This is a genomic window from Mesorhizobium sp. Ca11, from assembly GCF_020165275.1.
Lineage (GTDB): Bacteria > Pseudomonadota > Alphaproteobacteria > Rhizobiales > Rhizobiaceae > Mesorhizobium.
This window is the reverse complement of sequence record NZ_JAIUHU010000016.1, coordinates 34,525-59,372: the sequence shown is the minus strand read 5'-3', so window position 1 is coordinate 59,372 and position 24,848 is coordinate 34,525. Positions and strand designations below refer to the sequence as shown.

The following is a 24,848-nucleotide window of genomic DNA, read 5'->3' as shown; positions in this document are numbered from 1 at the left end:
CACCAGACTGCTTATCCGAGCTTCGCAGTCCGAATCTTCGGGCGCCATTCCTGTTCAACGCCCACTCTGAATGATCAGGGCAGGGCTCAGCGCGGCTTATGCCGTATATACCAGCGCCAGGATTCTGGGCGAGATGGTGAAGCGCACCGTCAAACGATTGCCCGATGAAGTGACCGCCTCGCCCGAGGCGAGATCGATGGCGATGTCCTCAAAGCCCAGCACCCGGCCGTCGAGCGGAAACGAGGCCTTGTAGACCGCCTCCTTGATCGCAAACAGAATGCGGCTGCCCAGGCGGGAGTCAAGATCGCCCAAGCGGTCTTGCGGCGTTGCCACCATGCCTTGGAGGTCGTGCGGCAAGGGAAGGGCAGGCTCGATGTCGACGCCCACGCTTCTCATCGCGTCGGATCGCGCGGCGACCGCCACGGCAAGTTCGTCGTCATGCGCAATTGAACCGACGATCCCTGCAGGCCAGATCGGGTTTCCCAATTGGCCCCGTAAGACGGCGAGATCCGCACATCTCAGCCGCCGCAGCAATTCATGCGCGACCCGACGGCCCGCTCCAGTGGCGGCGCGCGCCCTCTGTTCGCGCGTGGCGATGGAAGCGCCTTCCGCCGGCAGGATGTATTGTTCGTCGCCGGCACGAACAACACGGCAGCCGGTGACGAGGCCGGGCTGCGCGAGGCCGGCCAGCGCCTGCTCGACGGCGCTCTCGATGTCCGGTCGCGCGTCGTCCGGCCGTGTGATCACTTGCTGCTCAATTCGAGCACGGCAATCATCTCGCCATCCTCGTCCAGTTCCGTCTCGACGAAACCGAAGCCGGCATAGAGCCGGCGCGCCGCCTCGTTGTCCGGTTCATAGCAGATCGAGACGCGGCGTATGTGGCCGAGCTGCGCGATCTCCTCCAGCACCCGGGCAACCGCGGCACGGCCGAGGCCCTTGCCCTGTTCGCGGCGGTCGATCATGAAACGATAGATGATCGCCTCGTCATCGTCCTCCGGAGCGCTGTACATCAGGAATCCGACGACGCGCCCGGCCGCAACTACAGAGCGGGCGATGGCCTCGTCATCCTCCCCGGCCTCTTCCAGCGAGTCGACATTTGAAGCGACGAAGCCTTGCTGCTCGGGCGTCAGCTCGAGCGCCAGGATCGCCGCCCGGTTATCTCCGCCGACGGGACGCAGGACAACCGGGCGGTCGCCTGTCCGCGCGTCGGCGGCACGCTTCACTGTTTCTGCCCGATCTTGATCGCGCTCGCGTCGATCGGCGTCACCACGCCATAGAGCTTCGCCGGGTTGCCGCGCCACACGGTGTTGGGCTCCAGCACTTCGCCCTTCATGACGAAGCAATCGAGGTCCGCCACGGATCCCTCGCCCATTGCCACGGCGTAGTGGACGAAGGCGGCGGGGGCGAGCGTGCAGCCATTGCCGATGCGGATGTAGTCGGACTTGAACGCGCCTTCCTCCAGCGAATGCGCCTGGATGACGCAGCCCTCGTTGAGCGTCGCGTCGTCGCCGATCTCCACCAGCGACCGCTCGGTGATGATGCTTCCCCCGTCATAGACGCGCCGCCCGACCTTCACGCCCACCAGACGCAAGAGCAGCGGTCTGAACGGGGTGCCAGTGAACAGGCCCATGATCGGCGAATCGGACAGTTTCCAATGGCGTTCGTGCCGCCAGAAGACCGGGTCGTAGATCGTCGCCATCCTGGGCTTCAGCCGGCGGAAACCGAGGCTGACGCGTTCCAGGAAGACATAGAACGGAATGCCGATCGCCGTGGTCAGCACCACCGCCACGAACAGCGCCGTCTGCTCCCATTCGTTGTAGTAGTTGAGCGCCCTGTCCCAGATGGCGAGCGTCAGGAACAGGATCAGCCACTGCGCGGCCAAGAACAGCAGCGCGGTGACCAGATTGTGGAGGTTCTTCAGCGGCAGCCGGCGGCGGCGCTCCTCGTCGGAGATCAATCCGAGCAGCTCCTTGTCGCGATTGACCATGCGCGGGATTTCAAAGGGCGGCGACCCCAGCAGCCCGACATTCTCGCGCAAGGGACCATCGACCGGTACATGCACCTTGGTTCCGAGCAGGCAATTGTCGCCGGTGCGGGAATCCGGCGAATAGATGATGTTGTTGCCGAAGAAGTTGCGCTCGCCGATGCGCGTGTGCTCGAGGCGGAAGGAATTGGCGGACTTCTGCATGTTGACCATGAACAGGCCGTCGGACACCATGGTTTCCGAACCGATCTCGCTGAGCTGCGGGTTTTCATGCCGCTGGTTGGTGCCGAAATTCGACCCGGTCTGGTTCACCTTGTTCAGCCGCCAGCCGATGGCGCGCAAATAGTAGACGATGGCTGAGCTGTCGCCGAACAGCACATTCAGCAGCCGCACGTTGCTGACCAGCTCCAGCATCGATTGCAGCCAGTAGTGGAAGCCGTAGAGCGAATAGTCCCGGCCGGGCTTCAGCATGAGGTTGAACAGCCGCGGCACGATGGCCGCCAGCAGCACGCCGCCGATGACGAAGCCCGCCACCGTCACCGTGGTGCCGATCGCCACGATGCCGATGGTCTCCTGATAGTCGTCGCCGACATTCTCCCAGTAGGTGTGGAACAGAAGCGGGAACGGCGTGACGATGGCGAAGAGGATGAAGAGCTGGATCGCCTCGTAGATGATCCGGCGCGCGTGCGACAGCGGCACGTTGGGCACCGTGCAATAGTCCGCCTCGGTCGGGATCGCCGGCGATCCGTGCCAGCGCTCGCCGGCAGGAATCGCCTGTCCGCGATGCAGCGACGAAGCGTGGCCCAGCTGGGCGCCGTCGCCGATGCGGGTGTCGATGTCCAGCGTTGAGCCGACGCCGACGAAAGCGTTGTGGCCGATGTCGAGCGGGCCGGTGTGGATGTAGCCCGCCTGGGCGCGGAAGCCCAGGATCATGGTATCCTTGCGCAGGATCGAATTGTCGCCGATGCTGATCAGGTCGGTGCAGACCGGAACGGACCGGCACTCGATAACGGTGCGGTTGCCGAGCCGGGCGCCGAGCAGGCGCAAATAGAGGCTGTATAGCGGGCTGCCGCGGAACAGCACCACCGGCGCGCTGCGAACCAGCGTCTTGACGACCCAGAAGCGATAATAACGCCAGCCCCAGATCGGGAACGTCTCGGCCTTCCAGCGGCCGACCAGCAGCCATTTGGCGATGATGGCAAAGCCGCTGAGTCCGAAGAAGACGCTGGCGGACAACAGAACGCAGCGCAGATAGAGCTGCACCGGGTCGTCCAGCGCGTCATAGACCCAGTTGAGCCCGTCATTGATCGCCCAGAGCGAGCCATAGCTGTAGAGCGCGTAGAACATGAGCTGCCCAAAGCCCGTGCTCCAATAGGCAAAGCTGGAAGCCCGATGCGTCAGCATCGGCTCGCTCGCGGCAACCGCGGCCATCTGCGGCGCGCGCAGGTGCTCGGCGAGCTTCGCGACCGTGGGATGCAGGTAGACATCGCGCATCGAGGTCGTCGACCAGGCCTTGCGGGAGCGGATGCGCGCGCAGAACCTCGCCATCAACAGCGAGTTCGCGCCGAGGTCGTCGAAGAAGTGGTCTTCGATGGAGATGTCCTCGAATTTCAGCACATCCTGCAGCGTGTCGACCAGAAACCTCTCGTCCTCGTTGCGCGGGTCGATCATCGCATGGCCGGCCGCGACGCGCGCGCTGGTCGGCTTTGGCAGCTTTCTCAGGTCGACCTTGTTGGAGACGGTCATCGGGATCGCGGGCAGCTGCTCCAGATAGGCCGGAACCATGTAGTCGGGCAGCCGCTGCTTGAGTTCCCGCACGAGCGTGGTGCGATCCACACTGTCGCCGCCGCTCCTGGGGGCGTAATAGGCGACCAGTTCCGTGCGCTCGGGCTCGATCTCCCACGTCGTGACCGCCGCCTGCGCGATACCCGGCTGTTCCAGCAGCACGGCCTCGATCTCGCCCAGCTCGATGCGGTAGCCGCGGATTTTCACCTGCGTGTCGATGCGGCCGTGGTATTCGATCTCGCCCTTGTCGTTGATGCGGCCGAGATCGCCCGTCCGGTAGATGCGGCCGCTGGGATTGTTCGGCAGGCCGATGAAATCCTTGATGAATCGCTGCTCGGTGAGTTCCGGCCGGTTGAGATAGCCTACCGCCACGCCCATGCCGCCGATGCAGATCTCGCCCAGCTGATCACCGGTCAGCACTTTCGGCTTTTCGGGGTCGAGAATGGCTATCGAATAGGTGGGCAGCGGCCTGCCGATGGTCACCGCTTCGTCCGGCGTCAGCAAGCCCATGGTGGCGGTGACCGTCGCCTCGGTCGGGCCATAGGTGTTCAGGATCTGGCGGCCGGGCTTCGCCCAGCGCACCACGAGCTTTTGCGAGCAGGCTTCGCCGCCGACCAGGATCGTGCGCAGGCTGGGCGCGTCGCTCTCGATCGACGACAAAAGTGTCGGGCTGCAGGCCATGCAGGTGATGTGATGCTCGCGCAGGAAGCTGGCCAGCTCCTCGCCCACGAGGGGCTGCTGGCCGGGCGCCGGCACGATCGTGGCGCCGGCGGCAAAAGGCACCCAGATCTCCTCCGAGGAGAAGTCGAAAGCGATGGTCATGCCCTGATACACGCGGTCGCCCGGCTGGTAACCGTAGGATGCCGCGGCGACGCGGATGAAATTGCAGAAGCTCTGATGCGTGATGACCACGCCTTTCGGCTTGCCCGTGGTGCCGGACGTGTAGAGAATGTAGCAGGTCTGGTCCTGGCTACCCTCCGGCAGGGGCGCCGATTCCGGCTTGAGAGCGATTTCGGATTCCGCCGAGTCGATCGAGATATGCGGAACCGGCAGGCGCGCGACGCGCGCGGCATAACCGGAGACGCTGATCACCATCGTGACATTGGCGTCCTCGATGATCATCACCATGCGATCTTCGGGGAAGGCGGTGGCTAGAGGGACGAAGGCCGCCCCGGCCTTCATCACGGCAAGGATGGCGATATAGGTTTCGGCCGAGCGGTCCAGCAAAAGGCCCACCCTGTCGCCTGGCCTCACGCCGCGCTCGATCAGCAGATGCGCGAACTGGTTGGCGCGGCTGTTCAGCTCGCGGTATGACCAGGGCCGGCCGCCGGAAATCACCGCCGGTGCTGCGTCGAAGCGGCTCGCAAGATCGCCGAAGAAGCGGTCGAGCCTCTCGTGCGGCTCGCCCTTGTGGATGAAATTGGGGCCGATCAGGATCTGATCGCGCGGCGGCGATTCCGTCACGACTTTGGCCTTGGGCGCGTTTTTCTTGGCGGGCTTGGTTGCTTCATTCAGAGACATTGGAGGACCCACGAGCCCGTTGATGGCTCGCACTATGCCGTGATTGGCGAAAAGACAATTGGCTGACGATGGTGGGCCAGTTGATTTGCCTTTGCGGCGGATTTGAGATGGCGTTCCGATCGGCAATTCATGCCACGTGACGTTCACGATGATGTGACGGAGCGCCGTCCCCGCGACGGCACCTGATCGCCTCTATTCAGCCCTTGCCGGCATTGGCCTTTCCGTTCGCTCCGTCGAGCAGGGCGATCAAGGCGGTGGCTAACGGCAGCAAAGAAACGCGCTCGGTTCTATTCGAACCGTGATCGCTTCGCAGCTCAATTGGTAAGCAAGCAGATATCCGCCTCGGCGACGCAGTACGGCACGTAGCGGAAATCGCGGATGCGGGCGACCTCTTCGTCGCGCCAGTCGATCAGCACGAAGCCGCGCACGGCATCGTCCGCCTGTGGGTTGCGGATGAGGATCGCCGGCCGGCCATCGACGAAGCCGAGCGACAGGGCCCAGTCGCCGAGGTGGTCGTAATTGCCGAAATAGGTCGAGGCTTCCTTCTTGCCGTTGAGGCGAGTGCGATTGAGGACGTCGACCTGGACATCCTCGGCGATCAGCCTCCTGACCCCGTCGAAATCGCGCGCGTTGAACAGGTCGATGTAGCGGCGCAGCCGGCGCTCTTCTTCGGGATCGAGCCTAGGCACCGCCACGTCGTCCGGTGCCGAGGCCAGTGCCTTCAGCTCCGCCCGGCCGCGATGCAGCGCCGCCTTGGTGGCGGCTAAAGTCGCGCCCGTAACCTCGCAGGTCTCATGCAGGCTGAGGCCGAGCACATCAACCAGGATCACGACGCTGCGCTGCGCCAGCGTCAGCCGCATGAAGCTGCGCAGGCTCGCCGCGGTCGCGAGTCTCGTCTCGGCGCTGACGGAGAGGTCTGCTATTGCGGTCATGTCGGCCTCGCTCGTTCGGGAACGTTCCCGTTGGCGACGGCGCAGGTGATCCTGCGCCGCGTTATGAGCGATGCGGAACAGCCACTGCTCGGGACGCTCGACGAGAGCGCCGCCATCATGGGCGGCCAGCGCCTTCACCACAGCCTCCTGCACGATGTCCTCGCCCTCGATCGCCGAGCCGGCCAAGCGGGCGGCATAGCGGTGCAGCTTCGGGCGCAGCCCGACAAGCATGGATTCGAGTTCCGCGCGGTCGAATTTCGCTGCGCTCATCGTCCTCATTCTCGCCTCGCCGATTACATGCCGTGCCCTGGTCAGGCCGGCACGGCTTCATTTGCCCCGGCCAGCATACGATAGTCGCCGACGATCTTCGCCGGCGACCTGGCAAGCGGCGTCGAACGTCGCGCGGCATGATCGGCGCCGAAGGCCTTGAACGCGTCGAGCTCGGTCAACGCCGAGCTATCCTTGTCGTAGCCGACGATGTGGACGAATTCGCCATTCTCCAGTTCGAGCACCAGATAGCGCAAGGTTTGCGGCTTCGTTTCATCCAGCGCCTCGAACACTTTTGCCACCAGCGCCCGGTTCTCGGCGATGCTTGCGTCTTTCACGCCGTAGCGGATGAGATTGTAGGTCATGGTCGTCTCCTGTTTGCGATCTGCGTGAGGAAGACGTTCCATGGCCTCCAAAGGATTCCCGGGCCGGGTCTTATCTTTTTGATCGTCTGCGGCGATCAGCCGGTTCCGCCGATCATGGAGACAATCGTGTCGTCGCCGGCCGATTGCGGCCGCATCCGGCCGCTGGCCAACTCGACCGACAGTTTGCATAGGGCTGAGTTGACGGGCGACGCCATGCCGTGCAGCCGCCCGAGAAGCACGATCTCGCCGTTGAGGAAGTCGGTTTCGAGGGAGCCGGTCCCGCGCACGATGCTCTGCAGCGTCGAGGAGCCGACACGCGTTCGGCCGGGGATGGCGGTCATGGTCAATTCCTCGCGCGCCATGGCGTCGGTCTTGTCCCAGTCGATCCCGGCGGCGGTGAGCACCGCCTCGGCTTCGGCGCGCGCCTTGGCATACCATTTCCGCTGCAGCTCGGTCTCGCCCAGCGCCGCGTCGATGATGTTGCGAAGGTTGGCGAGCAGCTTGCGGTACTTGCTGCTCATCACATTGTCCCTGGGGTCGGCGATGAAACCGGAGGCGCTCAGAACCCCGCACAGTTTCTCGACTGTGTCGTCGATTCCGGAAGGATAGCGGCCGATATCGAAGGCGCCGATCTTGGGCGCGAAATAGGCCGCGACCTGACCGGGCGTGTCGTAATCGGCCGGCAGCATGACCGTCGCGCCATAGACATTGGCGAAGAAACGCAAGGCCAGCGCCTCGTTGGCGACGCCGTTCTGGAAGCAGCACACCGGCTGCGCCGTGACACCGGCGGCGTTGAGCCGTTGCAGCGCCCCGAGCGTATCAGGCGTTTTCATCGTCAGCAGCACGACATCGTCCGGCTCGAAGGAAATCTCCGACGGGTCGGCATGGACGGGAAAGCGCGCGGTCCTTGTGCCTTGCGGGGTGGAAAGCGACAGTCCCGAGGCGCGGATGGTATCGAGCTGCCTGCCGCGGGCGATGCCGAGCACCGTGTGGCCTGAAAAACTCAGCTGGGCCGCGATGGCGCCGCCGATGGCGCCGATCCCATAGACGATGATGCGCATGCTGTTCCCGTCATGATTGGAGTTGGGACTTCAGTCGAGTTGACCGAAAAAGCCTACAGCGTTGTCGCCGAGGCGGCGACCATCCGCGCCCTCCGTTCACGCAATCGTGGCCGCCGCCGCCCGCCCGGCGCTGCGCCCCGAAAAAATGCAGCCGCCGAGGAAGGTGCCTTCCAGCGCCGCATAGCCATGCACGCCGCCGCCGCCGAAGCCGGCGACCTCGCCCACCGCATAAAGCCCCGGCACCGGCTGGCCGGCGGCATTGAGCACGCGGCTATCGAGGTCGGTCTGCAGCCCGCCCAGCGTCTTGCGGGTCAGGATGTTGAGGCGCACCGCGATCAGCGGGCCGTTCGCCGGATCGAGCATCTTGTGCGGCTTGGCGGTGCGGATCAGCCTGTCACCGAGATAGGAGCGCGCACCGCGCAGCGCGGTGATCTGCGCATCCTTGGAGAACGGATTGTCGAGCTGCATGTCGCGGGCGCGGATCTCGCGCTCGACCTGGGCCCCGTCCAGCAGCGGCTCGCCGCCGGCCAGCGCGTTCATGCGCGCCACCAGCCTGGAAAGATCGGCCTCGACGATGAAATCCTCGCCCTTTTCCATGAACGCTTTCACCGGGCCGGGAATGCCTGATGTCGCGCGGCTCAGCACCTGCCGCCAGCTTTTGCCGGTGAGGTCCGGGTTCTGCTCGGAGCCCGACAGCGCGAACTCCTTCTGGATGATCTTTTTGGTCAGGATGAACCAGGAATAGTCGAAGCCGGTGCTCATGATGTGGCTGAGCGTGCCCAGCGTGTCGAAGCCCGGATAGAGCGGCGCCGGCAGCCTTCTGCCGCGCGCGTCGAGCCAAAGCGAGGAGGGGCCGGGCAGGATGCGGATCGCGTGCTCGGTCCAGATCGGCGCCCAATTCCTGATGCCCTCGACATAGTGCCACATGCGGTCGCGATTGATGACCCTTCCGCCGACCGCCTCGGTGATCGCCAGCATGCGGCCGTCGACATGATCCGGCACGCCGGTGATCATCCGCTTCGGCGGCGCGCCCAGCCGCTGCGGCCAGTTCTGGCGCACCAGCTCGTGATTGCCGCCGATGCCGCCGGAGGCGACGATCACCGCTTGCGCATGGAGCTCGAAATCGCCGGCCATGTCACGAGAACTCTTGCGGCCGCGCTCAACCGTGCTTGGCTGCAAGATGTCGCCACGTACGCCGCTGACCGTGTTGCCGCTGCGGACAATCTCGGTGACCCGGTGACGAGACCTGAACTCGACCAGCCCGCGCTTCTGCGCCTCGCGCACGCGCAGCACGAAAGGCTCGAGCACGCCGGGCCCGGTGCCCCAGGTGATGTGGAAGCGCGGCACCGAATTGCCGTGGCCGACGGCATTGCCGCCGCCGCGCTCGGCCCAGCCGACGACGGGGAAGAATTTCATGCCCCGCTCGATCAGCCAGGAGCGCTTCTCGCCGGCGGCGAAGCCGACATAGGCCTCAGCCCATTTGCGCGGCCAGAAATCCTCCGGCCTGTCGAAGGCGGCGGTGCCCATCCAGTCCTCGAGCGCGAGGTCGTGGGAATCGCGGATGCGCATGCGCCGCTGCTCGGGCGAATCGACCAGGAACAACCCGCCGAACGACCAGAAGGCCTGGCCGCCCAGCGACTGTTCCGGCTCTTGGTCGACGATGATGATTTTCTTGCCGGCCTCCGCCAACTCCGTCGCGGCGACGAGGCCGGCCAGCCCCGCGCCGACAATGATCACGTCCGCGTCAGCCATTTTCCCTCCCAGAATCAGCCGGCAAACTTATCGCGACGTCTCAGACGGGCTCCCAGCCGTCCTTCTCGCCGGCGCGGAAGATGGCGTCGATGACTTTCTGGTTGAGCACCGATTCCTCCAGCGTGAAGACGCGGTCCTTGCCGCCCTGGGCGGCGCGCACGAAGGCTTCGCACTCCAGCCGGTATTGCTGCGTGCCCGGGAAGCGAAACACCTGCGCCTCGCTGTGGTTCTGGTTGTGCAGCTCGATGCGGTGGTGGTCGTAAAGGCCAGCATTGAACGGGGCGAAAACCTCGATGAAGCCCTTCTCGCCGTGGAATACCATCACCTGCCGTGCCGCCATTTGCGTCGACAGATAGAATGACAGCTCGAAATCGCCGAAATCGGCGCGGATCGAGGAATAGATGTCGGTGCCGAAAGTCTTGTCGCGCTCGATCGTCGCCTGCACCCGCAGCGGCTCCTTGCCGGTCGAAAAGCGCGTCGACACGGTCGGATAGACGCCGATGTCGGGCAGCGCGCCGCCGCCGAGATCGAGCTGGTTGCGCATGTTCTTGGGGTCGACATTGTAATAGGAAAACGCGCCCTGCACATGGCGCAGCCGACCGATGGCGCCGCTGGCGATCAGGTCGCGCACCTTGATCCATTGCGGGTGGTAGACGACCATGAAGGCCTCGCAGACCAGCACCTTCTTCTCATCGCGCAGCTTGATCAGCGGCGGAATGTCCTTGGCGTCGAGCGCCAGAGGCTTCTCGACCAGCACATGTTTTCCGGCCTCGATCGCCTTCGCCGTCCATTCGACATGCTGCGATGTCGGCAGCGGGATATAGACGCCGTCAACCTCCTTGGAGGCGAGCAATTCCTCATAGGAGCCGAACGCATGACGCGCGCCGAAACGCTCGCCCAGCGCCTTGGCCTTCGACAGGTCGCGGCTGGCGATCGCCGACAGGACGCCATTCTCCGACTCAACGATTGCCGGCAAAAGCTGCTCGCGGCCGATCTTCGCCGTCGACAGAACACCCCATCGGAACATCACGCTTCTCCGTGTCGGTTTACAGGCGACGAGGTTTGCCTGAAATCGGCGGAAAAGCCAATGCGTGAGGCGGCGCGCCCTTCCTCGCCCCACGCAGTGGGTTACGGCATGCATCAATTTCCAAGCGGCTGGCCTTTGGCGATAGCGTGCATGGCAGCTTGGAGCATGCATTGTCTTATGCAGCGCTAGTCGACCCCCACTCCGTCTCGGCTTCGCCGAGCCACCTCTCCCCCGATCGACGGGGTAGAGGAAGGGCGCCAAGCTTTTGCCGTCAACGCTCGTCCAGCAAGGCTCCCTTCCTTTCCCTCCGGAGGGGGGAAAGGTGGCGCTGCGAAGCAGCGACGGGTTGGGGGAATCACATGGCAATCAAGCCTCGGCCTTACCAGTCACTCACAGAAGATGTTCATAGCGTAGACGAAGTGGGGAGAGTTGACCGCACAGCGGACGAGAGGGGCAGCGCTGCCCTTTGCGATTGGAGCAGATCGTCCCGCGTTAACCGAATCGGAAGGAGATGTTTAACGCTTCGTCTCTATGTCCGGCCCCGGGAGGCACAACAGAGCGAGCATGATGAACGATAGCCCCGAAAAGCGAAACGAATGGCGTGCCATCTTTTACGTGCAGGCGCGCGTCGCCATCCTGTTTGTGCCGGTTGTGCTCAGCCTTCTCCTCATCGGCATCTTCGCCGGCAATGAGCGCAAATCCGTGCCCGATGCCGTCGATCCGACCGTCACGAGTTCGGTGCGCTGAACAAGGCGTCGCCCGGCCGGCTTCCCCTGCACCGTCAAACAAACTTCGGGATCGGGCCGTTCTGCGGCGTCGTGTCGTCGCCGAGATCGATGAACACCTCGTCGACGAAGCACCAGCCCCAGCCTTCCGGTGGGTCGTAGCCCTCGATGATCGGATGCTGCGTGGCATGGAAATGCTTTGTCGCGTGGCGGTTGGGCGAGTCGTCGCAGCAGCCGACATGGCCGCAGGTCCGGCAGAGCCTCAGATGCACCCACCAGGAGCCGCTCTTCAGGCATTCCTCGCAGCCGAGCGCGCTCGGCGTGACCTTTTTGATGTCCTTCGTATGCCTGCATTCGTCCATCATGGTCTCCTGGCCGGTTTGGCCTGTTGGTTCCAGAGCGTGATCCCGAAAAGTGGGAACCGGTTTTCGGAGAAAGATCATGCTCCAACAAAAGTTGGACCGTGATGGCGATTCAACGAACCGCCGTCACGGTCTAGCGGCGCCGTCCCGCGCCAGATAGGCATGCAGCGCCGCAACCACCTGGGCGCCTTCGCCGACGGCGGCAGCGACGCGCTTGGTCGAGCCGCAGCGCACGTCGCCGATGGCGAACACGCCGCTGCGGCTGGTCTCCATCAGCCCGTGCCCCGGTGTCGTGTCCGGTCCAGTGCGCACGAAGCCCTTGGCGTCCAGCGCCACGTTGCAATTCGCCAGCCAGTCGGTGTTCGGGTCGGCGCCGATGAACAGGAAGAGGTGGCGGATGGCGCGCGTCGTCTCCTCGCCGGTCGCCCGGTTGCGCCAGTGCAGCCGCTCGAGATTGCCGTCATGGCCCTCCAGCGCTGCGACCTCGGTCTCGGTCAGCACCTCGATGTTGGGCTGTGCCTTGATACGCTCGACCAGATAGCGCGACATGGTGGCGTCGAGGCTGTCGCGGCGCGCCAGCAGCGTCACCTTGCGCACTTGGCTCGCCAGATAGACGGCCGCCTGGCCGGCCGAATTGCCGGCGCCGACCAGCGCCACCTCCTGGTCCTGGCAAAGCCTGGCCTCGATCGGCGAGGCCCAGTAATGCACCGAAGTGCCCTCGAACTGCGCGAGGTTGGCGATATCGAGACGGCGGTAGCGCGCGCCGCTGGCGATCACCACAGCGCGTGAGCGCACGCTCTCGCCGTCGCCGATGGCCAGCCTGTAGCGGGCCCCATCGCCAGCGTCGTCCAGCAGCTTCGCCTCGTCGGGAATGACCATCTCGACGCCGAATTTCTGCGCCTGGTTATAGGCGCGCGCCATCAGCGCCATGCCGGTGATGCCGGTCGGGAAGCCGAGATAGTTTTCGATGCGGGCCGAGGCGCCTGCCTGACCGCCGAACGCGCGGCAATCGAGCACGATGGTCGAAAGCCCTTCGGAAGCCGCATAGACCGCCGCCGCCAGCCCCGCCGGCCCGGCGCCGACGATCGCCACGTCATAGATCTTGTCGGCATCGATCGGCCGCAGCAGGCCGACGCAGCGGGCAAGCTCGGTCTCGCCCGGATTGTGCATCAGCTTGCCGTTCGGACACAGCACGATCGGCAGGTGGTGCGGGTCGACATGAAAGCGCTCGATCAGCGTTTTCGCGCAAGGGTCGGTGTCGGAATCGAGCGCCCGATGCGGCAGGCCGCTGCGGCGCAGAAAGCCCTGCAGCCGCAGCACGTCGCCATTGCCGGGCGGGCCGATGACGACCGGCCCGCTGGTGCCGCTTTCGAGCAGGCCGACCCGGCGCAGGATCAGCGCCCGCATGACGCGCTCGCCGAGATTGGCCTCCTGCACCATCAGATCGCGCAGCCGCTGCGAGGGGATGACGATCGCCTCGACCGGCTCGACCGCCTCGGCATTGACCAGCGACGGCCGGTTCGACAATTGCGCCAGCTCGCCGACGAAATTGCCGGCGCCGTAGCTGATAATAGCTTCACGCCGGCCAAGCCCGCCCGCCTGGGTAATGTCGACCTTGCCCGACAGGATGAGGATCAGCCCAGGCGAGACCGTGCCGGCCGTCACGATGTGGTCGCCGGCGGCATAGGTACGCGCCTCGCCGAACCGGCGCATACGCTCGATATCCGCGTCGGTGAGCACGGGAAACATCTGGTCGCGGCGGGCGGCGATGGTCGGGCTGACGGAAGGGGCCATGGGGCGAACCGTAGCGTCAGGGGCGGCTGGTTTGAAGGGGTTTGTTGGGAGACTGGCCGGAAGGAGAGGTTGGTCACTATGCTTTCATCTATCCGAGCGACGTCGCCAGCTTGCGCAGCGTCCCCCGCGGATCATCGGTGATGACGGAGCCATGCGAGACAAGTATGCGCTTGAGCGCCGGCTGTTCCGCCCATCGTCTCAATTGCGCTGCGAGTGCCGCCTTGTCGCGGACCATCGTCAGCTTGACCGGCCAGGGTATATGCGGCTCATCACCGGCAAATCCCATCATGCGCAATGCCCAGCCTGCAAAGCCGGATGCGCCGCGGATGTTGCCTACGATATCGTTGAGAACGAGCGTCGTGCCGTTTGGTCCGTCAATTTGCAACGCCGCTTCGCGATCACGGGTTCCGGGGACGGTGACGAGCTTGACGTCGGGATCCCCAAAGTCGCCGCGCGTCGCATCGATATGTACCGCCTTCTCGACGCTGTTGAGCGCGCCAGCCGGTGCAATCACCTGAAGGGTGGGATAGCGATCCTTCCATGGCTTTGCATCGAGCCGGTGATGATCATTGGGGACGATCAAGAAGGCCGGCTGGCCGAAGGCCTCGATCTCGCGCATCTGTTCGTCATCGAGCGCGATGGCGCTGAAGATGACAAGCCGCCGGTCGCGCAGTCGCACCACGGTCATGCGCCGTTTCATGTTGCCAACCGGCATGGGTATGTCGCCGGTCACCGTCAGAATATCGTCGTCGACAGGAGAGAGCCTGCCATGCGGCAGAACCTTCCACTCCTTGAACGGCGCGGGCATCACGGAACCTCGGGTTAACCGGCAAGATAGGAACGGTTCAACGCGAGATGAGTTGCAGGGCACAAAAAAGCCCGGAAAATCCGGGCTTTTTTGCTCATCGCGTCAGATCGTCTGAAACGGGAATTTGGTGCCCAGAAGAGGACTCGAACCTCCACTCCTTGCGGAACACGGACCTGAACCGTGCGCGTCTACCAATTCCGCCATCTGGGCTGGTGGGCGCTCTAGTAAGCGGGCAAACAGTGTGTGTCAACGCGGTTTTTTCGTCGGCGTTGCGCTGCCCCTCATCCGCCTGCCGGGCATTTCTCCCTGTGAACGGGCTACGCCATGCACACATCGTTCTGTGATTGGCGTGACTGATCAGGCCGCGGCTTGATTGCCACGTGGTTCCCCAATCCGTCGCTGCTTCGCAGCGCCACCTTTTCCCCGGGAAAGGAAGGGAGGGTGGCTGGACGAGCGTTGACGGCAAAAAGCTTGGCGCCTTCCTCTACCCCGTCGATCGGGGGAGAGGTGGCTCGGCGAAGCCGAGACGGAGTGGGGGTCGACCAGCGCAGCACAAGACAATGCATGCGCCAAGCTGCCATGCACGCTATCGAGAAAAACCAGCCGCTTGGAAATGTGCGCATGCCGTAGCGTGAACGGGGAGAAGGAAGCTCACCCCTCCAGCACTTCTTTCTCGGCCACGGTGGAATCGGCGTTGAGCTTGTAGATCACCGGCACCCCGGTGCCGAGCTCGAGCTTGACGATCTCCTCACCGCTCTTGCCGTCCAGCGCCATGATCAGCGCGCGCAGCGAATTGCCGTGCGCGGCGACCAGCACGGTCTCGCCGCGCAGCACATGCGGCTGCACCTCGTGCAGGTAATAGGGCCACACGCGCGCGCCGGTGTCCTTCAGGCTTTCGCCGCCGGGAGGCGCGATATCGTAGGAGCGGCGCCAGATATGCACCTGCTCCTCGCCCCATTTCTTGCGCGCGTCATCCTTGTTGAGGCCGGAAAGGTCGCCATAGTCGCGCTCGTTGAGCGCCTGGTCGCGGATCGTCTTCAGGTCGCTCTGGCCGACCATGTCGAGGATGTGCTGGCAGGTCACCTGCGCCCGCTTCAAGGCAGACGTGTAGGCGATGTCGAATTTCAGGCCGCGCGCCTTGAGCTTCTCGCCGGCGGCAAGCGCCTCTGCTGTGCCCTGTTCGGTCAACCCGACGTCGCGCCAGCCGGTGAACAGGTTCTTCAGGTTCCATTCGCTCTGGCCGTGGCGCACGAGCACGAGAGTTCCCGACATGTTTGCTCCTATGGAATGGTTTGGATAGGGATCAGCTCAGGCCGAGCACGTCCCGCATGGAATAAAGCCCCGGCTTCTTCGCGCGGGCCCAAAGCGCGGCTTTCACGGCGCCGCGGGCGAAGATCGCCCGGTCCTCGGCATGGTGGGAAAGCGTGATGCGCTCGCCGGTGCCGGCCAGGATCACGCTGTGGTCGCCGACGACGGAGCCGCCGCGCAGTGTGGCGAAGCCGATCGAGCCCGCCTTGCGTACGCCGGTATGGCCGTCGCGCACCCGCACGCTGTTGCCGGCAAGATCGATGCCGCGCCCTTTCGCAGCAGCCTCGCCGAGCAGCAGCGCCGTGCCGGACGGCGCGTCGACCTTATGACGGTGATGCATCTCCAGGATCTCGATGTCGAAATCGTCGGGATCGAGCGCCTTCGCAGCCTGCTCGACCAGCACCGCCAGCAGATTGACGCCGAGGCTCATATTGCCCGATTTGACGATCGTGGCATGGCGCGCGGCGGCGGCGATCTTCGCGTTATCGTCGGCCGAGCAGCCGGTGGTGCCGATGACATGGACGATGCGCGCCTGCGCGGCATAGCCGGCGAATTCGACGCTTGCCGCGGGCGCCGTAAAATCGAGCACGCCGTCGGCCTTGGCGAAGGCCGGCAGCGGGTCGTCGACGATCGGCACGTTGATGATGCCGATGCCGGCGAGCTCGCCCGCATCCTTGCCGAGATGGGCCGAGTCCGGCCGCTCGACCGCGGCGGCGACGCGCGCGCCGGGCATGGTGTGGATGGCGCGGATCAGCGTCTGGCCCATGCGGCCGGCGGCGCCCACCACCACCAGGCCCATATCGCCGGCTTCACTCATGCCCTTCTCCTGACGGTCTTCTTGGCGCGGCTGCGCGATGCGGGAGTTTGGGCCGAAGTCTGGCTTGCCTTGACGTCGTCGACAAGCCCCAGCCCCTTCTTGCCCTGTATCCGGTGGAAGCGGGCATAGATGCTGTGCGGGTCGGCCATCAGCGTCGCATGCGTGCCTTCCTCGACCAGCCGCCCCTCCTCCAGCACGATGATGCGGTCGGCATTGACCACTGTCGACAGCCGGTGCGCGATCACGATGGTGGTGCGGCCTTCCATGACATGGGTCAGCGCCTCCTGCACGCGCGCTTCCGCCTCGTTGTCGAGCGCCGAGGTCGCTTCGTCGAGCAGAAGGATGGGCGCCTGGCGCACGATGGCCCTCGCGATCGAGACGCGCTGGCGCTGGCCGCCCGACAGCGTCGCGCCGTTCTCGCCGACCGGCGTGTCGTAGCCTTGCGGCTGCTGGCGGATGAAATCGTCGGCGGCCGCCTGTTTCGCCGCCTGCTCGATCTCGGCGTCGGTGGCCGACAGCCGGCCGTAGCGGATGTTGTCGCGGATCGTGCCTTCGAACAGATAAGGCGCCTGCGAGACATAGGCGATCGATTGGCGCAGCGACCTCTTCGTCACCTTCGAGATGTCCTGGCCGTCGACTTCGATCGAGCCCTGGTCGACGTCGTAGAAGCGCTGCAGCAGCGCCACCAGCGTCGACTTGCCGGCGCCCGAGGCGCCGACGATCGCCGTCACCTTGCCGGCGGCGGCGGTGAAGCTCAGGTTTCGCAGCACCGGCATGTCGGCGCTGTAGCCGAACGTCACATTGTTGAAGCGCACCTCGCCGGTGGTGATCTTCGCCTCAACCGCGTCGGGCGCGTCGCCCTGCTTCGGCTCGAGGTCGAGCAGCTCGTAGATCATGCGCGCATTGACCAGCGCGCGTTCCATCGTGACCTGCATGCGCGCCAGGCGCCGCGCCGGATCATAGGCAAGAATCAGCGCGGTGATGAAGGAAAACACCGCGCCCGGCGGTTGGCCGAGATACAATGCCCGATAGCCGGAATAGGCGATGACGGCGGTAACGGCGAGACCGGCCAGCATGTCGGAAATCGGCGACAGCCGCTCGGAGACGCGGGCGATCTTGTTGCTGCGCTGCTCGGCCGTATCGGCCATGATGCCGATGCGGCGGGCCAGCTCGTCCTCCATGGTGAAGGCCTTGACGATGGCGATGCCTTGAACTGCCTCCTGCACCGAGCCGCTCAGCCGCGAGTTGATCAGCACGGATTCGCGGTTGATCTTGCGCACCCGGCGGGTGATGTAGACGACGGCCCAGATCAGCGGCGGTCCGATCAGCAGCGAGCTCAGCGACAACACCGGATCCTGGTAGACCATTAGGCAGACTAGGCCGATCAGCGTCACCGCGTCGCGGGTGATCGAAATCAAGGTCAGCGACAGCAGGTCGCGAATGCCGCCGACATTCTCGTCCAGCTGCGCCGCCAGGCGGCCGGAGCGCGTGTCGTTGAAGAAATTGACGCCGAGCTTCATCAGTTGGTCGAAACAGCGTTTCTGGTACCGGGCGACGAGATTGTTGCCGATCGTGGCTAACATCACCGCCTGGCCGTAACCGGCAAAGCCGCGCACGAGGAAGGCGCCCATGAAGCCGGCGCAAATCCACCAGACGGCGCCGCTGCTCCGTTCGTAGAAGATTTGATTGACCATCGGCGCCATGACCCAGGCCGAGAAGGCGGTCGCGCCCGAAACCAACAGCGAGCAGACGATGACGACCGCATAGGACCAGCGATGGTCATAGCCGTTTTCAGCGACGATACGGCGCAGCACCGCCGTGACCTCGGCGGGCCGGCTTTTTGCCTTGTTTGGATTTTGAAGTGTCAAATCGAAGCGCTTCGTGGGTTCTCGTAAACGTCAGGACGCCTTTTTCGCACCCTCTTAGCGCCCCGGCTACGGCTTGCCTATGGCGAAACTTCGTCGCGCCGTCCCGAGCGCCGGAGCGATCACGCCCGCCAGTGCCGCCCCGCCGTCCGCACGCCGAACAGCGAAGGCGTCCTTGCATAGGCGGCAAGCCCGAGCAGCGCCGCCAGCGGATGGGTGATGACGTAGACCGGCATTTCGCGCATCAGCGCGCGGTGCGGCGCCTTGTCCTCGAAGGCGGCGCGGAAATTGCCCGCTTTGAGCGCCGGCACGATCTTTTGCGCGATGCCGCCGGTCAGGAACACACCGCCGCGGCCCATGAACACCAGCGCCAGGTCGCCCGCGGTGCGGCCGAGGCAGGTGACGAACAGCGCCAGCGCCTCCTCGGCCACCGGATCGGACTTCGAAAGCGCCGCCGCCGTGACCTCGGCCGGCGTGGTCAAGGGCGTCGGCCTGCCGTCCGTGCTGGCCACGGCGCGGTAGACGTTGACGAGCCCACGTCCGCACAGGATCTGCTCGCCGGATATGCGGCCCTCAAGCTTGTCGATATGCGGGAACACTTCGAAGTCGCGCGGCGTGCGCGGGCCAATGTCCATATGCCCGCCCTCGCCCGGCACCGGTATCCAATGGTCGAGCGCATAGATCAGCCCGGCGACGCCGAGACCCGTTCCGGGACCGAGCACAACCCGGCTCGCATTGGGTTCCGGCGTGCCGCCGCCGATCTTTTCCATATGCTCTTCGCCGAGCGCCACCACGGCCAGCGCCTGCGCCTCGAAATCGTTGAGCACGACGACCTCGCCCAGACCCAGATTGGCAAGCATGTGCCGGGGCCTCACGACCCAGGGGCAGTTGGTGAGCGGGATCTCGTCGCCGTCAACCGGCCCGGCGACCGCCAGCACCGCCGAGTTCGGCTGGATGGACGAGCGGTCGAGCACCGCCGCCTGGATCGCCTCGTCGATGGTCTTGAAATTCGCCGTCTGGACGATCTGCGGCTCGGTCGCTTCCGAATTGGCGTCGAGCACGATCGAGAAGCGCGCATTCGTGCCGCCAATGTCGCCGATCAGGACCGGAAACCGCAGTCCCTTCTCGTCTTCGCCTGCCATGCTCTTGATCGTCCTCGTTGCGGCCGCCGCTGCGCCGTTTCAATCGATTGACTAGCGCATGACCCCGCAAAGGGGAAGCCCGCTTGCGCCTTAGAGCAACTCCAGGAAAAGTGAGAGCGGTTAGGCTCGGCGCCCGCTCCGTAGCTTTCCGTCCGGAATTGCGTCAAAGCGAAGAGATAGGGCGTTTCGCCGCTTCGTGAAACGGTGAAACGCACTAGTTCCCGGGCCTTGGCCTCGGCAGCGGGATGCCGATCTTTGGCGTCGGCGCGAAAGCGCTTGCCGCCGCCGGGATCGCGGCGTTGCCGCTGGAGATCGCTTCGGCCGGCTCGGTCGGCTGCGGTTCGGCCACGGCCACCGCGGCATCGCCGCCGCCATGATAGGTCACGGCCTCCAGCGAGGGCGCGTCCGGCGCATTGACCACGTCCTGGCATTGCTTGGGCAGGTTGGCCATCGTCATCAGGTCGCGCGCCTTGGGCGCATCCGGATTCTTGTTCGGCCGCCACGGCTCCTCGGTGAACCACCAGGCCAGCGGCTTGCCGCAGCCATCGTCGTCCGGCGTCGTCTCCTGCCCCTTGCAGAAGGGCGAGCCCGGCTGGCAGCCGATGCGCATATGGAAATGATAGTCGTGGCCCCAGAACGGCCGGATCTTGCGCAGCCAGGAGCGGTCGCCGGTGATGGTGTCGCAGAGCTTCTTCTTGATGCCGGGATTGACCAGGATGCGCTCGACCTCATGATAGCTCGCCGCGCGCTTCAAAAGCCGCGTATGCGCCGGCGTCCACAGCGCGTCCTTCACCAGATGCGTTTTTTCGTCGACCATCAGCGTCGCGCTCATGGTCTCGCGCTGCGCGACGGTCAGCGGCCGCTTGGGCATCGGCGTCAGCCAGATATCGGCGTCGAGCCCGATCTGGTGCGAGGCGTGGCCGGTCATCATCGGTCCGCCGCGCGGCTGCGAGACATCGCCGACCAGAAGCCCCGGCCAGCCATCCGCCTGGGCATCGCGCGAAAGCTTCTCGATCAGCGCAATCATCGCCGGATGGCCCCAGCGCCGGTTGCGCGACGGGCGCATCACTTCCCAGGTCGCGCCGTCCATCGGCAGCGCAACGCCACCGGTGAAGCAGCCCTTCGAATAGAAGCCGAAGGATTGCGCAGGCGCTACGGCCGGCAGCTTTCGGGCGCCGAACAACTCCTTGGCACGAGGTTCGGCCGAAATGGCTGCTGCCGCCAGCGCGGCGAGCGCCACCAGCGCCAGGGCGGCGGTCAGGAACGGCTTGCGGTCAGGCAGCGATCGCAAATTCATCAGGCTGGGTCCCTCTCCAGTCTATCCCTTTGCCGCGCGTTCAAGCGGCCTGATCAGGAACGAATCATACCACGCCGCGCGTCCCACAGCGATCAAAGCAGCAGAAGATGATCGTCCTTCACCCTTTCGGCATCATCCTCGCATCGGGCTGCGCGGCGCTCCGTCCCGCCAGTTGCCCTCAGTCCACATCCGCTCCAGCGCCACCCGGTAGTTGGGAAACCGGAAGCGATAGCCGGCCGCCTTGATCGCCTGATTCTCAACGCGCTTGTTCTCGCCATAGAAAGACCGCGCCATGGGCGAAAGTTGGGCGGTCTCGAAAGGAATTTCGGGCGGCGGCTCGATCCCCATCAGCCCGGCGGCGTAAGCCACGACGTCCTGCGGCGGCGCCGGCTCGTCATCGGTGACGTTGAAAATGCCGCCGAGATTGTTTTCCGACAGAAGCCAGATCGCCCCGGCGATGTCGTCGCAATGGATGCGGTTGAACACCTGTCCCGGCTTGACCAGCCGCCTTGCGGTGCCGTCCTCGAGATTGGCCAGCGTGTTGCGGCCCGGCCCGTAGATCCCGGAAAGCCGCAGGATCGCCACCGGTTTGCCGATCTCCCGGCCAAGCTTCAGCCATCCCTGTTCGGCAGCCACCCGCATCACCGAGCGCTTCGACACCGGCCGGCAGTCGCTGGTCTCGTCCACCCAGGCACCGCCATGGTCGCCATAGACGCCGACGGTCGAGAGATAGCCGATCCATTCCAGCACCGGCATCTTTGCCCGGATCGTCTCGCTGGCGGCGTTGAGCACCGGGTCGCCGGCGTCGTCGGGAGCGATCGAGACGATGAGATGCGTGGTCCTTGCGAGCGCATCGCTGACCTCGGGCGAGAGCGCGCCATCGAATTGTAGCGGCTCGATCCCGGCCGATCGCAGCACCTCGAACTTTTCCTGCGCCCGCGTCGTGCCGCAGACCGGAGCGCGCCGGTCATTGGCCCGCGCGAAAGCCTTGCCGGAATAGCCGGCGCCGAAGATGAAGAAGCGTCTTTCGCCCATCGATGAACCCCTTCAATCGGCCTTCGCCGGATATGCCGGCACCGCCAGCCATTCCTCGCGGACCGTCGCATCCGTCTCGGCTTTCGCAGCTGTGGCGATAAGATCGCCAAATTCGCGGTCGGAGAGCAGTCGCGACAGGGCCCAGATTGCCGCACCCCGCACCAGCGGCGAGGCGTCGCCGAGCAGACCGCGCGCGATCGGCGTCAGCGAAGCGTCGCCCGAATTGCCGGCGGCGATCAGTACGTTGCGGACAAAGCGGTCGCGGCCGATGCGCTTGATCGGCGAGCCAGAGAAGAAAGCGCGGAACGCCGCGTCGTCGAGCGCGAGCAGCTCCGAAAGCGGCGGCTCGCGAAGATCGGCGCGCGCGGCCAGCTTTGCCTCGGATGCCGCGCTGGCGAACTTGTTCCACGGACAGGCGGCAAGGCAATCGTCGCAGCCATAGATGCGGTTGCCGATCTTGTCGCGGAACTCGCGCGGGATCGGCCCCTTGTTCTCGATGGTCAGGTAGGAAATGCAGCGCCGCGCGTCGAGCCGGTAGGGCGCCGGGAAAGCATCGGTCGGGCAGACGTCGAGGCAGGCTCGGCAGGAGCCGCAATGGTCGATTTCGGGCTGGTCCGGCTCCAGCTCGGCCGTGGTGAAGATCGTGCCGAGGAACAGCCACGAGCCATGCGCGCGGCTGACCAGGTTGGTGTGTTTGCCTTGCCAGCCGAGCCCCGCCGCTTCGGCAAGAGGCTTTTCCATCACGGGTGCCGTATCGACAAACACCTTCACGTCGCCGCCTGCCTTCGCCACGATCTTGCCGGCGATCTCCTTCAGCCGGCCCTTCATCACGTCGTGATAGTCGCGGTTCTGCGCATAGACCGAGATCGCGCCGCGGTCGCGCTTTTCGAGGACATCGCGCGGGTCGCGGTCCGGGCCGTAATTCATGGCGAGAACGATGATGGAGCGCACCTCCGGCCACAGCGTCGAGGGTTCGGCGCGGCGCTGAACAGTGTCGGCGATCCACTCCATCGAGCCGTGGAAACCGTCGGATACGAATTCGGCGAGCCTTGCCGGCGCCAGCTGGATCGCGTCCGGCCGGGTCACCGCGACAGCCTCGAAGCCGGCGCGGCGCGCCTCCGCCTCGATCAGCGCGCGCAAGGTTTCAGAAGTCGAGGTCCGCATAATGCGATACCGGCGAAAGGCCGCGCACCCGGTCTGAAAGCAGCGGCCGGAACGACGGCCGCGATTTCACCCGCGTGTACCATTCGCGCGCGGCGCCATGTTCGCGCCAGTCGATCTCGCCGAGATAATCGAGCACCGAAAGCGTCGCCGCCGCCGCGAGATCGGCGTAGGTTACCTTGTTGCCGGCCAGCCAATGGCGCGTGCCGGCGAGCCAGTTGGTGTATTTCATGTGCTGGCGGATGTTGGCGCGCGCGGCGCGGATGGCGGCCGAGTCCGGCGAGCCGCCGCCGGCGGTTTCCGGCATGACCGGCTTCAGCACGCGCTCCCGCACCAGATGCCGCGTCACTTCGCTTTCAGCCTTCGCCAGATACCAGTCGGTCAGCCGGCGGATTTCGGCGCGCTGCATCGGGTCCTCAGCGAACAGCCGCTTGTCGCGCTTGAGCACACCGCGCGTCTCGTCGAGATATTCGGCGATCACCATGGCGCCGACGATCGGCACGTCGCCTTCGGCAAGCAGGATCGGCAGCGTGCCGGCCGGGTTCAGCGCCAGGAACTCCTTGCGCCGCGTCCACGGCTTTTCCTCGATCAGCGCCAACTCCTCGCCATACTCGCCGAAAGCGAGGCGCACGAAGCGGCAGGTGGCAAACATGGGATGATGGAAAAGCGTCAGCATGGTTCCGCGATGAAAAGGCGCACTGGCGAATCGGTGTCAGCGCCGATAAGTCTTGGCCGCCCGATTCCAGGGACTGTCATGGTGTTGCGACCTATAGGGGGACTTCCGCCCCATGACAAGCAAGCCCTTCCCTTAGCCGTCATTCAAAAGCAGAGGTTGCCATGGAAAGCCAGACCATCGTCGAAGCGCTGCTGCTTGGGCTGCTGGAGGGCCTGACCGAGTTCATCCCGGTGTCCTCGACCGGCCACATCCTGCTTGCCGGCCATTTCCTCGGCTTCCATTCCACCGGCAAGGCCTTCGAGATCCTGATCCAGCTCGGCGCGATCCTGGCGATCCTCAGCGTCTATTTCGGCAAGCTGTGGCAGATGCTGATCAAGCTGCCCAGCGATCCGCAGACCCGGCATTTCGTCATCGGCGTCCTGATCGCCTTCCTGCCGGCCGCCGTCATCGGCGCGCTGGCGCATGATTTCATCAAGACCATATTGTTCGAATCGCCCAGGCTGATCTGCATCATGCTGATCATCGGCGGCGTGGTTCTGCTCATCGTCGACCGCATCAACCTCAAGCCGGTCCACCATGATGTCGAGGACTTCCCGTTGAGCGTTTATCTCAAGATCGGCCTGTTCCAGTGCCTGTCGCTGATCCCCGGCACCTCGCGCTCCGGCTCGACCATCGTCGGCGCGCTGCTGATGGGCGTCGACAAGCGCGCGGCGGCCGAATTCTCCTTCTTCCTCGCCATGCCGACCATGGTCGGCGCCTTCGCCTTCGATCTTTTCAAGAACCGCAACGTGCTGACCTCGGCCGATTTGCCGATCATCGCCGTCGGCTTCATCGCCGCCTTCGTCACCGCGCTCATCGTGGTGCGCTTCCTGCTCGACTACGTCTCGCGCAACGGCTATTCGCTGTTCGGCTGGTGGCGGCTGGTGGTTGGAGGACTCGGGCTGGCGGCGCTGATGGTCTGGGGGTGAACTGAGGTCGCTCTCTTATACTGCTTCGTCGAGTTCCTTCGCGCCCCCCTCTGCCCTGCCGGGCATCTCCCCCACGAGGGGGAAGATTAGCAGTTCCGCCAGCGGCACCACCTCTTGCAACGTTGGCGATTGGCGAAGCGAGAGCGACATCTGATCTCCCCCCTCGTGGGGGAGATGGCCGGCAGGCCAGAGGGGG

21 protein-coding genes and 1 tRNA gene are annotated in these 24,848 nt (G+C 65.0%); 2 read left to right on the top strand and 20 right to left on the bottom strand.

Going from position 1 to position 24,848, the window contains the following annotated elements; all coding sequences use genetic code 11:
- Positions 1 to 96 precede the first annotated feature (96 nt).
- The 8 genes from LB538_RS23985 to LB538_RS23950 form a co-directional block, all read right to left on the bottom strand.
- Entirely contained in the window at positions 97 to 747 is a 651-nt protein-coding gene (locus LB538_RS23985) for a 4'-phosphopantetheinyl transferase (RefSeq protein ID WP_224526094.1), read from the bottom strand.
- Positions 744 to 1,223, bottom strand: coding sequence for a GNAT family N-acetyltransferase (locus LB538_RS23980; RefSeq protein ID WP_224526095.1), 480 nt, complete (start codon positions 1,221 to 1,223; stop codon positions 744 to 746). Before LB538_RS23980 ends, LB538_RS23985 begins: the two co-directional genes overlap by 4 nt.
- Positions 1,220 to 5,290, bottom strand: a complete 4,071-nt coding sequence (locus LB538_RS23975) for a Pls/PosA family non-ribosomal peptide synthetase (protein ID WP_224526097.1) — start codon at positions 5,288 to 5,290, stop codon at positions 1,220 to 1,222. Before LB538_RS23975 ends, LB538_RS23980 begins: the two co-directional genes overlap by 4 nt.
- A gap of 314 nt (positions 5,291 to 5,604) precedes the next feature.
- The gene (locus LB538_RS23970) at positions 5,605 to 6,492 is read right to left on the bottom strand and encodes an RNA polymerase sigma factor (RefSeq protein ID WP_224526100.1); all 888 of its coding nucleotides are present in this window, start codon (positions 6,490 to 6,492) and stop codon (positions 5,605 to 5,607) included.
- 41 nt (positions 6,493 to 6,533) lie between these two features.
- On the bottom strand, positions 6,534 to 6,854 hold the full coding sequence (locus LB538_RS23965) for a hypothetical protein (RefSeq protein WP_224526103.1): 321 nt from the start codon (positions 6,852 to 6,854) through the stop codon (positions 6,534 to 6,536).
- A gap of 95 nt (positions 6,855 to 6,949) precedes the next feature.
- Positions 6,950 to 7,915, bottom strand: a complete 966-nt coding sequence (locus LB538_RS23960) for a ketopantoate reductase family protein (RefSeq protein ID WP_224526108.1) — start codon at positions 7,913 to 7,915, stop codon at positions 6,950 to 6,952.
- A 96-nt stretch (positions 7,916 to 8,011) separates the two neighbouring features.
- A complete protein-coding gene (locus tag LB538_RS23955; RefSeq protein WP_224526111.1) occupies positions 8,012 to 9,667 on the bottom strand; it encodes an FAD-binding dehydrogenase in 1,656 nt (551 codons plus the stop codon).
- 40 nt (positions 9,668 to 9,707) lie between these two features.
- Positions 9,708 to 10,694, bottom strand: a complete 987-nt coding sequence (locus LB538_RS23950) for a Gfo/Idh/MocA family protein (RefSeq protein WP_224526113.1) — start codon at positions 10,692 to 10,694, stop codon at positions 9,708 to 9,710.
- 567 nt (positions 10,695 to 11,261) lie between these two features.
- Here LB538_RS23950 and LB538_RS23945 point away from each other — a divergent pair.
- Positions 11,262 to 11,441, top strand: a complete 180-nt coding sequence (locus LB538_RS23945; RefSeq protein ID WP_181174984.1) for a hypothetical protein — start codon at positions 11,262 to 11,264, stop codon at positions 11,439 to 11,441.
- 34 nt (positions 11,442 to 11,475) lie between these two features.
- On the opposite strand, the gene LB538_RS23940 is transcribed toward LB538_RS23945, so the two are convergent.
- From LB538_RS23940 to LB538_RS23885, 12 genes are all read right to left on the bottom strand, one after another.
- Complete coding sequence (locus tag LB538_RS23940; RefSeq protein ID WP_224526116.1) at positions 11,476 to 11,784, bottom strand: UBP-type zinc finger domain-containing protein; 309 nt, start codon at positions 11,782 to 11,784, stop codon at positions 11,476 to 11,478.
- A 123-nt stretch (positions 11,785 to 11,907) separates the two neighbouring features.
- Entirely contained in the window at positions 11,908 to 13,575 is a 1,668-nt protein-coding gene (locus LB538_RS23935) for an FAD-dependent oxidoreductase (protein WP_224526118.1), read from the bottom strand.
- An 88-nt stretch (positions 13,576 to 13,663) separates the two neighbouring features.
- Positions 13,664 to 14,383: a hypothetical protein gene (locus tag LB538_RS23930; RefSeq protein WP_224526121.1), complete on the bottom strand. Its 720-nt coding sequence runs from the start codon at positions 14,381 to 14,383 to the stop codon at positions 13,664 to 13,666.
- A gap of 125 nt (positions 14,384 to 14,508) precedes the next feature.
- Positions 14,509 to 14,593 (bottom strand) — tRNA-Leu (locus LB538_RS23925).
- 441 nt (positions 14,594 to 15,034) lie between these two features.
- A complete protein-coding gene (locus LB538_RS23920) occupies positions 15,035 to 15,655 on the bottom strand; it encodes a 2,3-bisphosphoglycerate-dependent phosphoglycerate mutase (protein ID WP_224526123.1) in 621 nt (206 codons plus the stop codon).
- Between the two features lie 31 nt (positions 15,656 to 15,686).
- Positions 15,687 to 16,508, bottom strand: a complete 822-nt coding sequence (gene dapB / locus LB538_RS23915; protein WP_224526126.1) for a 4-hydroxy-tetrahydrodipicolinate reductase — start codon at positions 16,506 to 16,508, stop codon at positions 15,687 to 15,689.
- Entirely contained in the window at positions 16,505 to 18,376 is a 1,872-nt protein-coding gene (locus LB538_RS23910) for an ABC transporter ATP-binding protein (RefSeq protein WP_224526129.1), read from the bottom strand. Before LB538_RS23910 ends, dapB begins: the two co-directional genes overlap by 4 nt.
- 119 nt (positions 18,377 to 18,495) lie before the next feature.
- Positions 18,496 to 19,515, bottom strand: coding sequence for a glucokinase (locus LB538_RS23905; protein ID WP_224526134.1), 1,020 nt, complete (start codon positions 19,513 to 19,515; stop codon positions 18,496 to 18,498).
- A 214-nt stretch (positions 19,516 to 19,729) separates the two neighbouring features.
- Positions 19,730 to 20,812: a penicillin-insensitive murein endopeptidase gene (gene mepA, locus LB538_RS23900; RefSeq protein WP_224526136.1), complete on the bottom strand. Its 1,083-nt coding sequence runs from the start codon at positions 20,810 to 20,812 to the stop codon at positions 19,730 to 19,732.
- Between the two features lie 132 nt (positions 20,813 to 20,944).
- The gene (locus LB538_RS23895) at positions 20,945 to 21,847 is read right to left on the bottom strand and encodes an SDR family oxidoreductase (protein WP_224526138.1); all 903 of its coding nucleotides are present in this window, start codon (positions 21,845 to 21,847) and stop codon (positions 20,945 to 20,947) included.
- 12 nt (positions 21,848 to 21,859) lie between these two features.
- Positions 21,860 to 23,011 (bottom strand): tRNA epoxyqueuosine(34) reductase QueG, encoded by a 1,152-nt coding sequence (gene queG, locus LB538_RS23890; RefSeq protein ID WP_224526141.1) that lies wholly within the window; start codon positions 23,009 to 23,011, stop codon positions 21,860 to 21,862.
- Positions 22,992 to 23,684: a glutathione S-transferase family protein gene (locus tag LB538_RS23885; protein WP_040986376.1), complete on the bottom strand. Its 693-nt coding sequence runs from the start codon at positions 23,682 to 23,684 to the stop codon at positions 22,992 to 22,994. The genes queG and LB538_RS23885 overlap by 20 nt, the downstream gene beginning before the upstream one ends.
- Before the next feature lie 161 nt (positions 23,685 to 23,845).
- On the opposite strand from LB538_RS23885, the gene LB538_RS23880 reads away from it, so the two are divergent.
- Positions 23,846 to 24,652: an undecaprenyl-diphosphate phosphatase gene (locus tag LB538_RS23880; RefSeq protein ID WP_095767935.1), complete on the top strand. Its 807-nt coding sequence runs from the start codon at positions 23,846 to 23,848 to the stop codon at positions 24,650 to 24,652.
- Positions 24,653 to 24,848 lie beyond the last annotated feature (196 nt).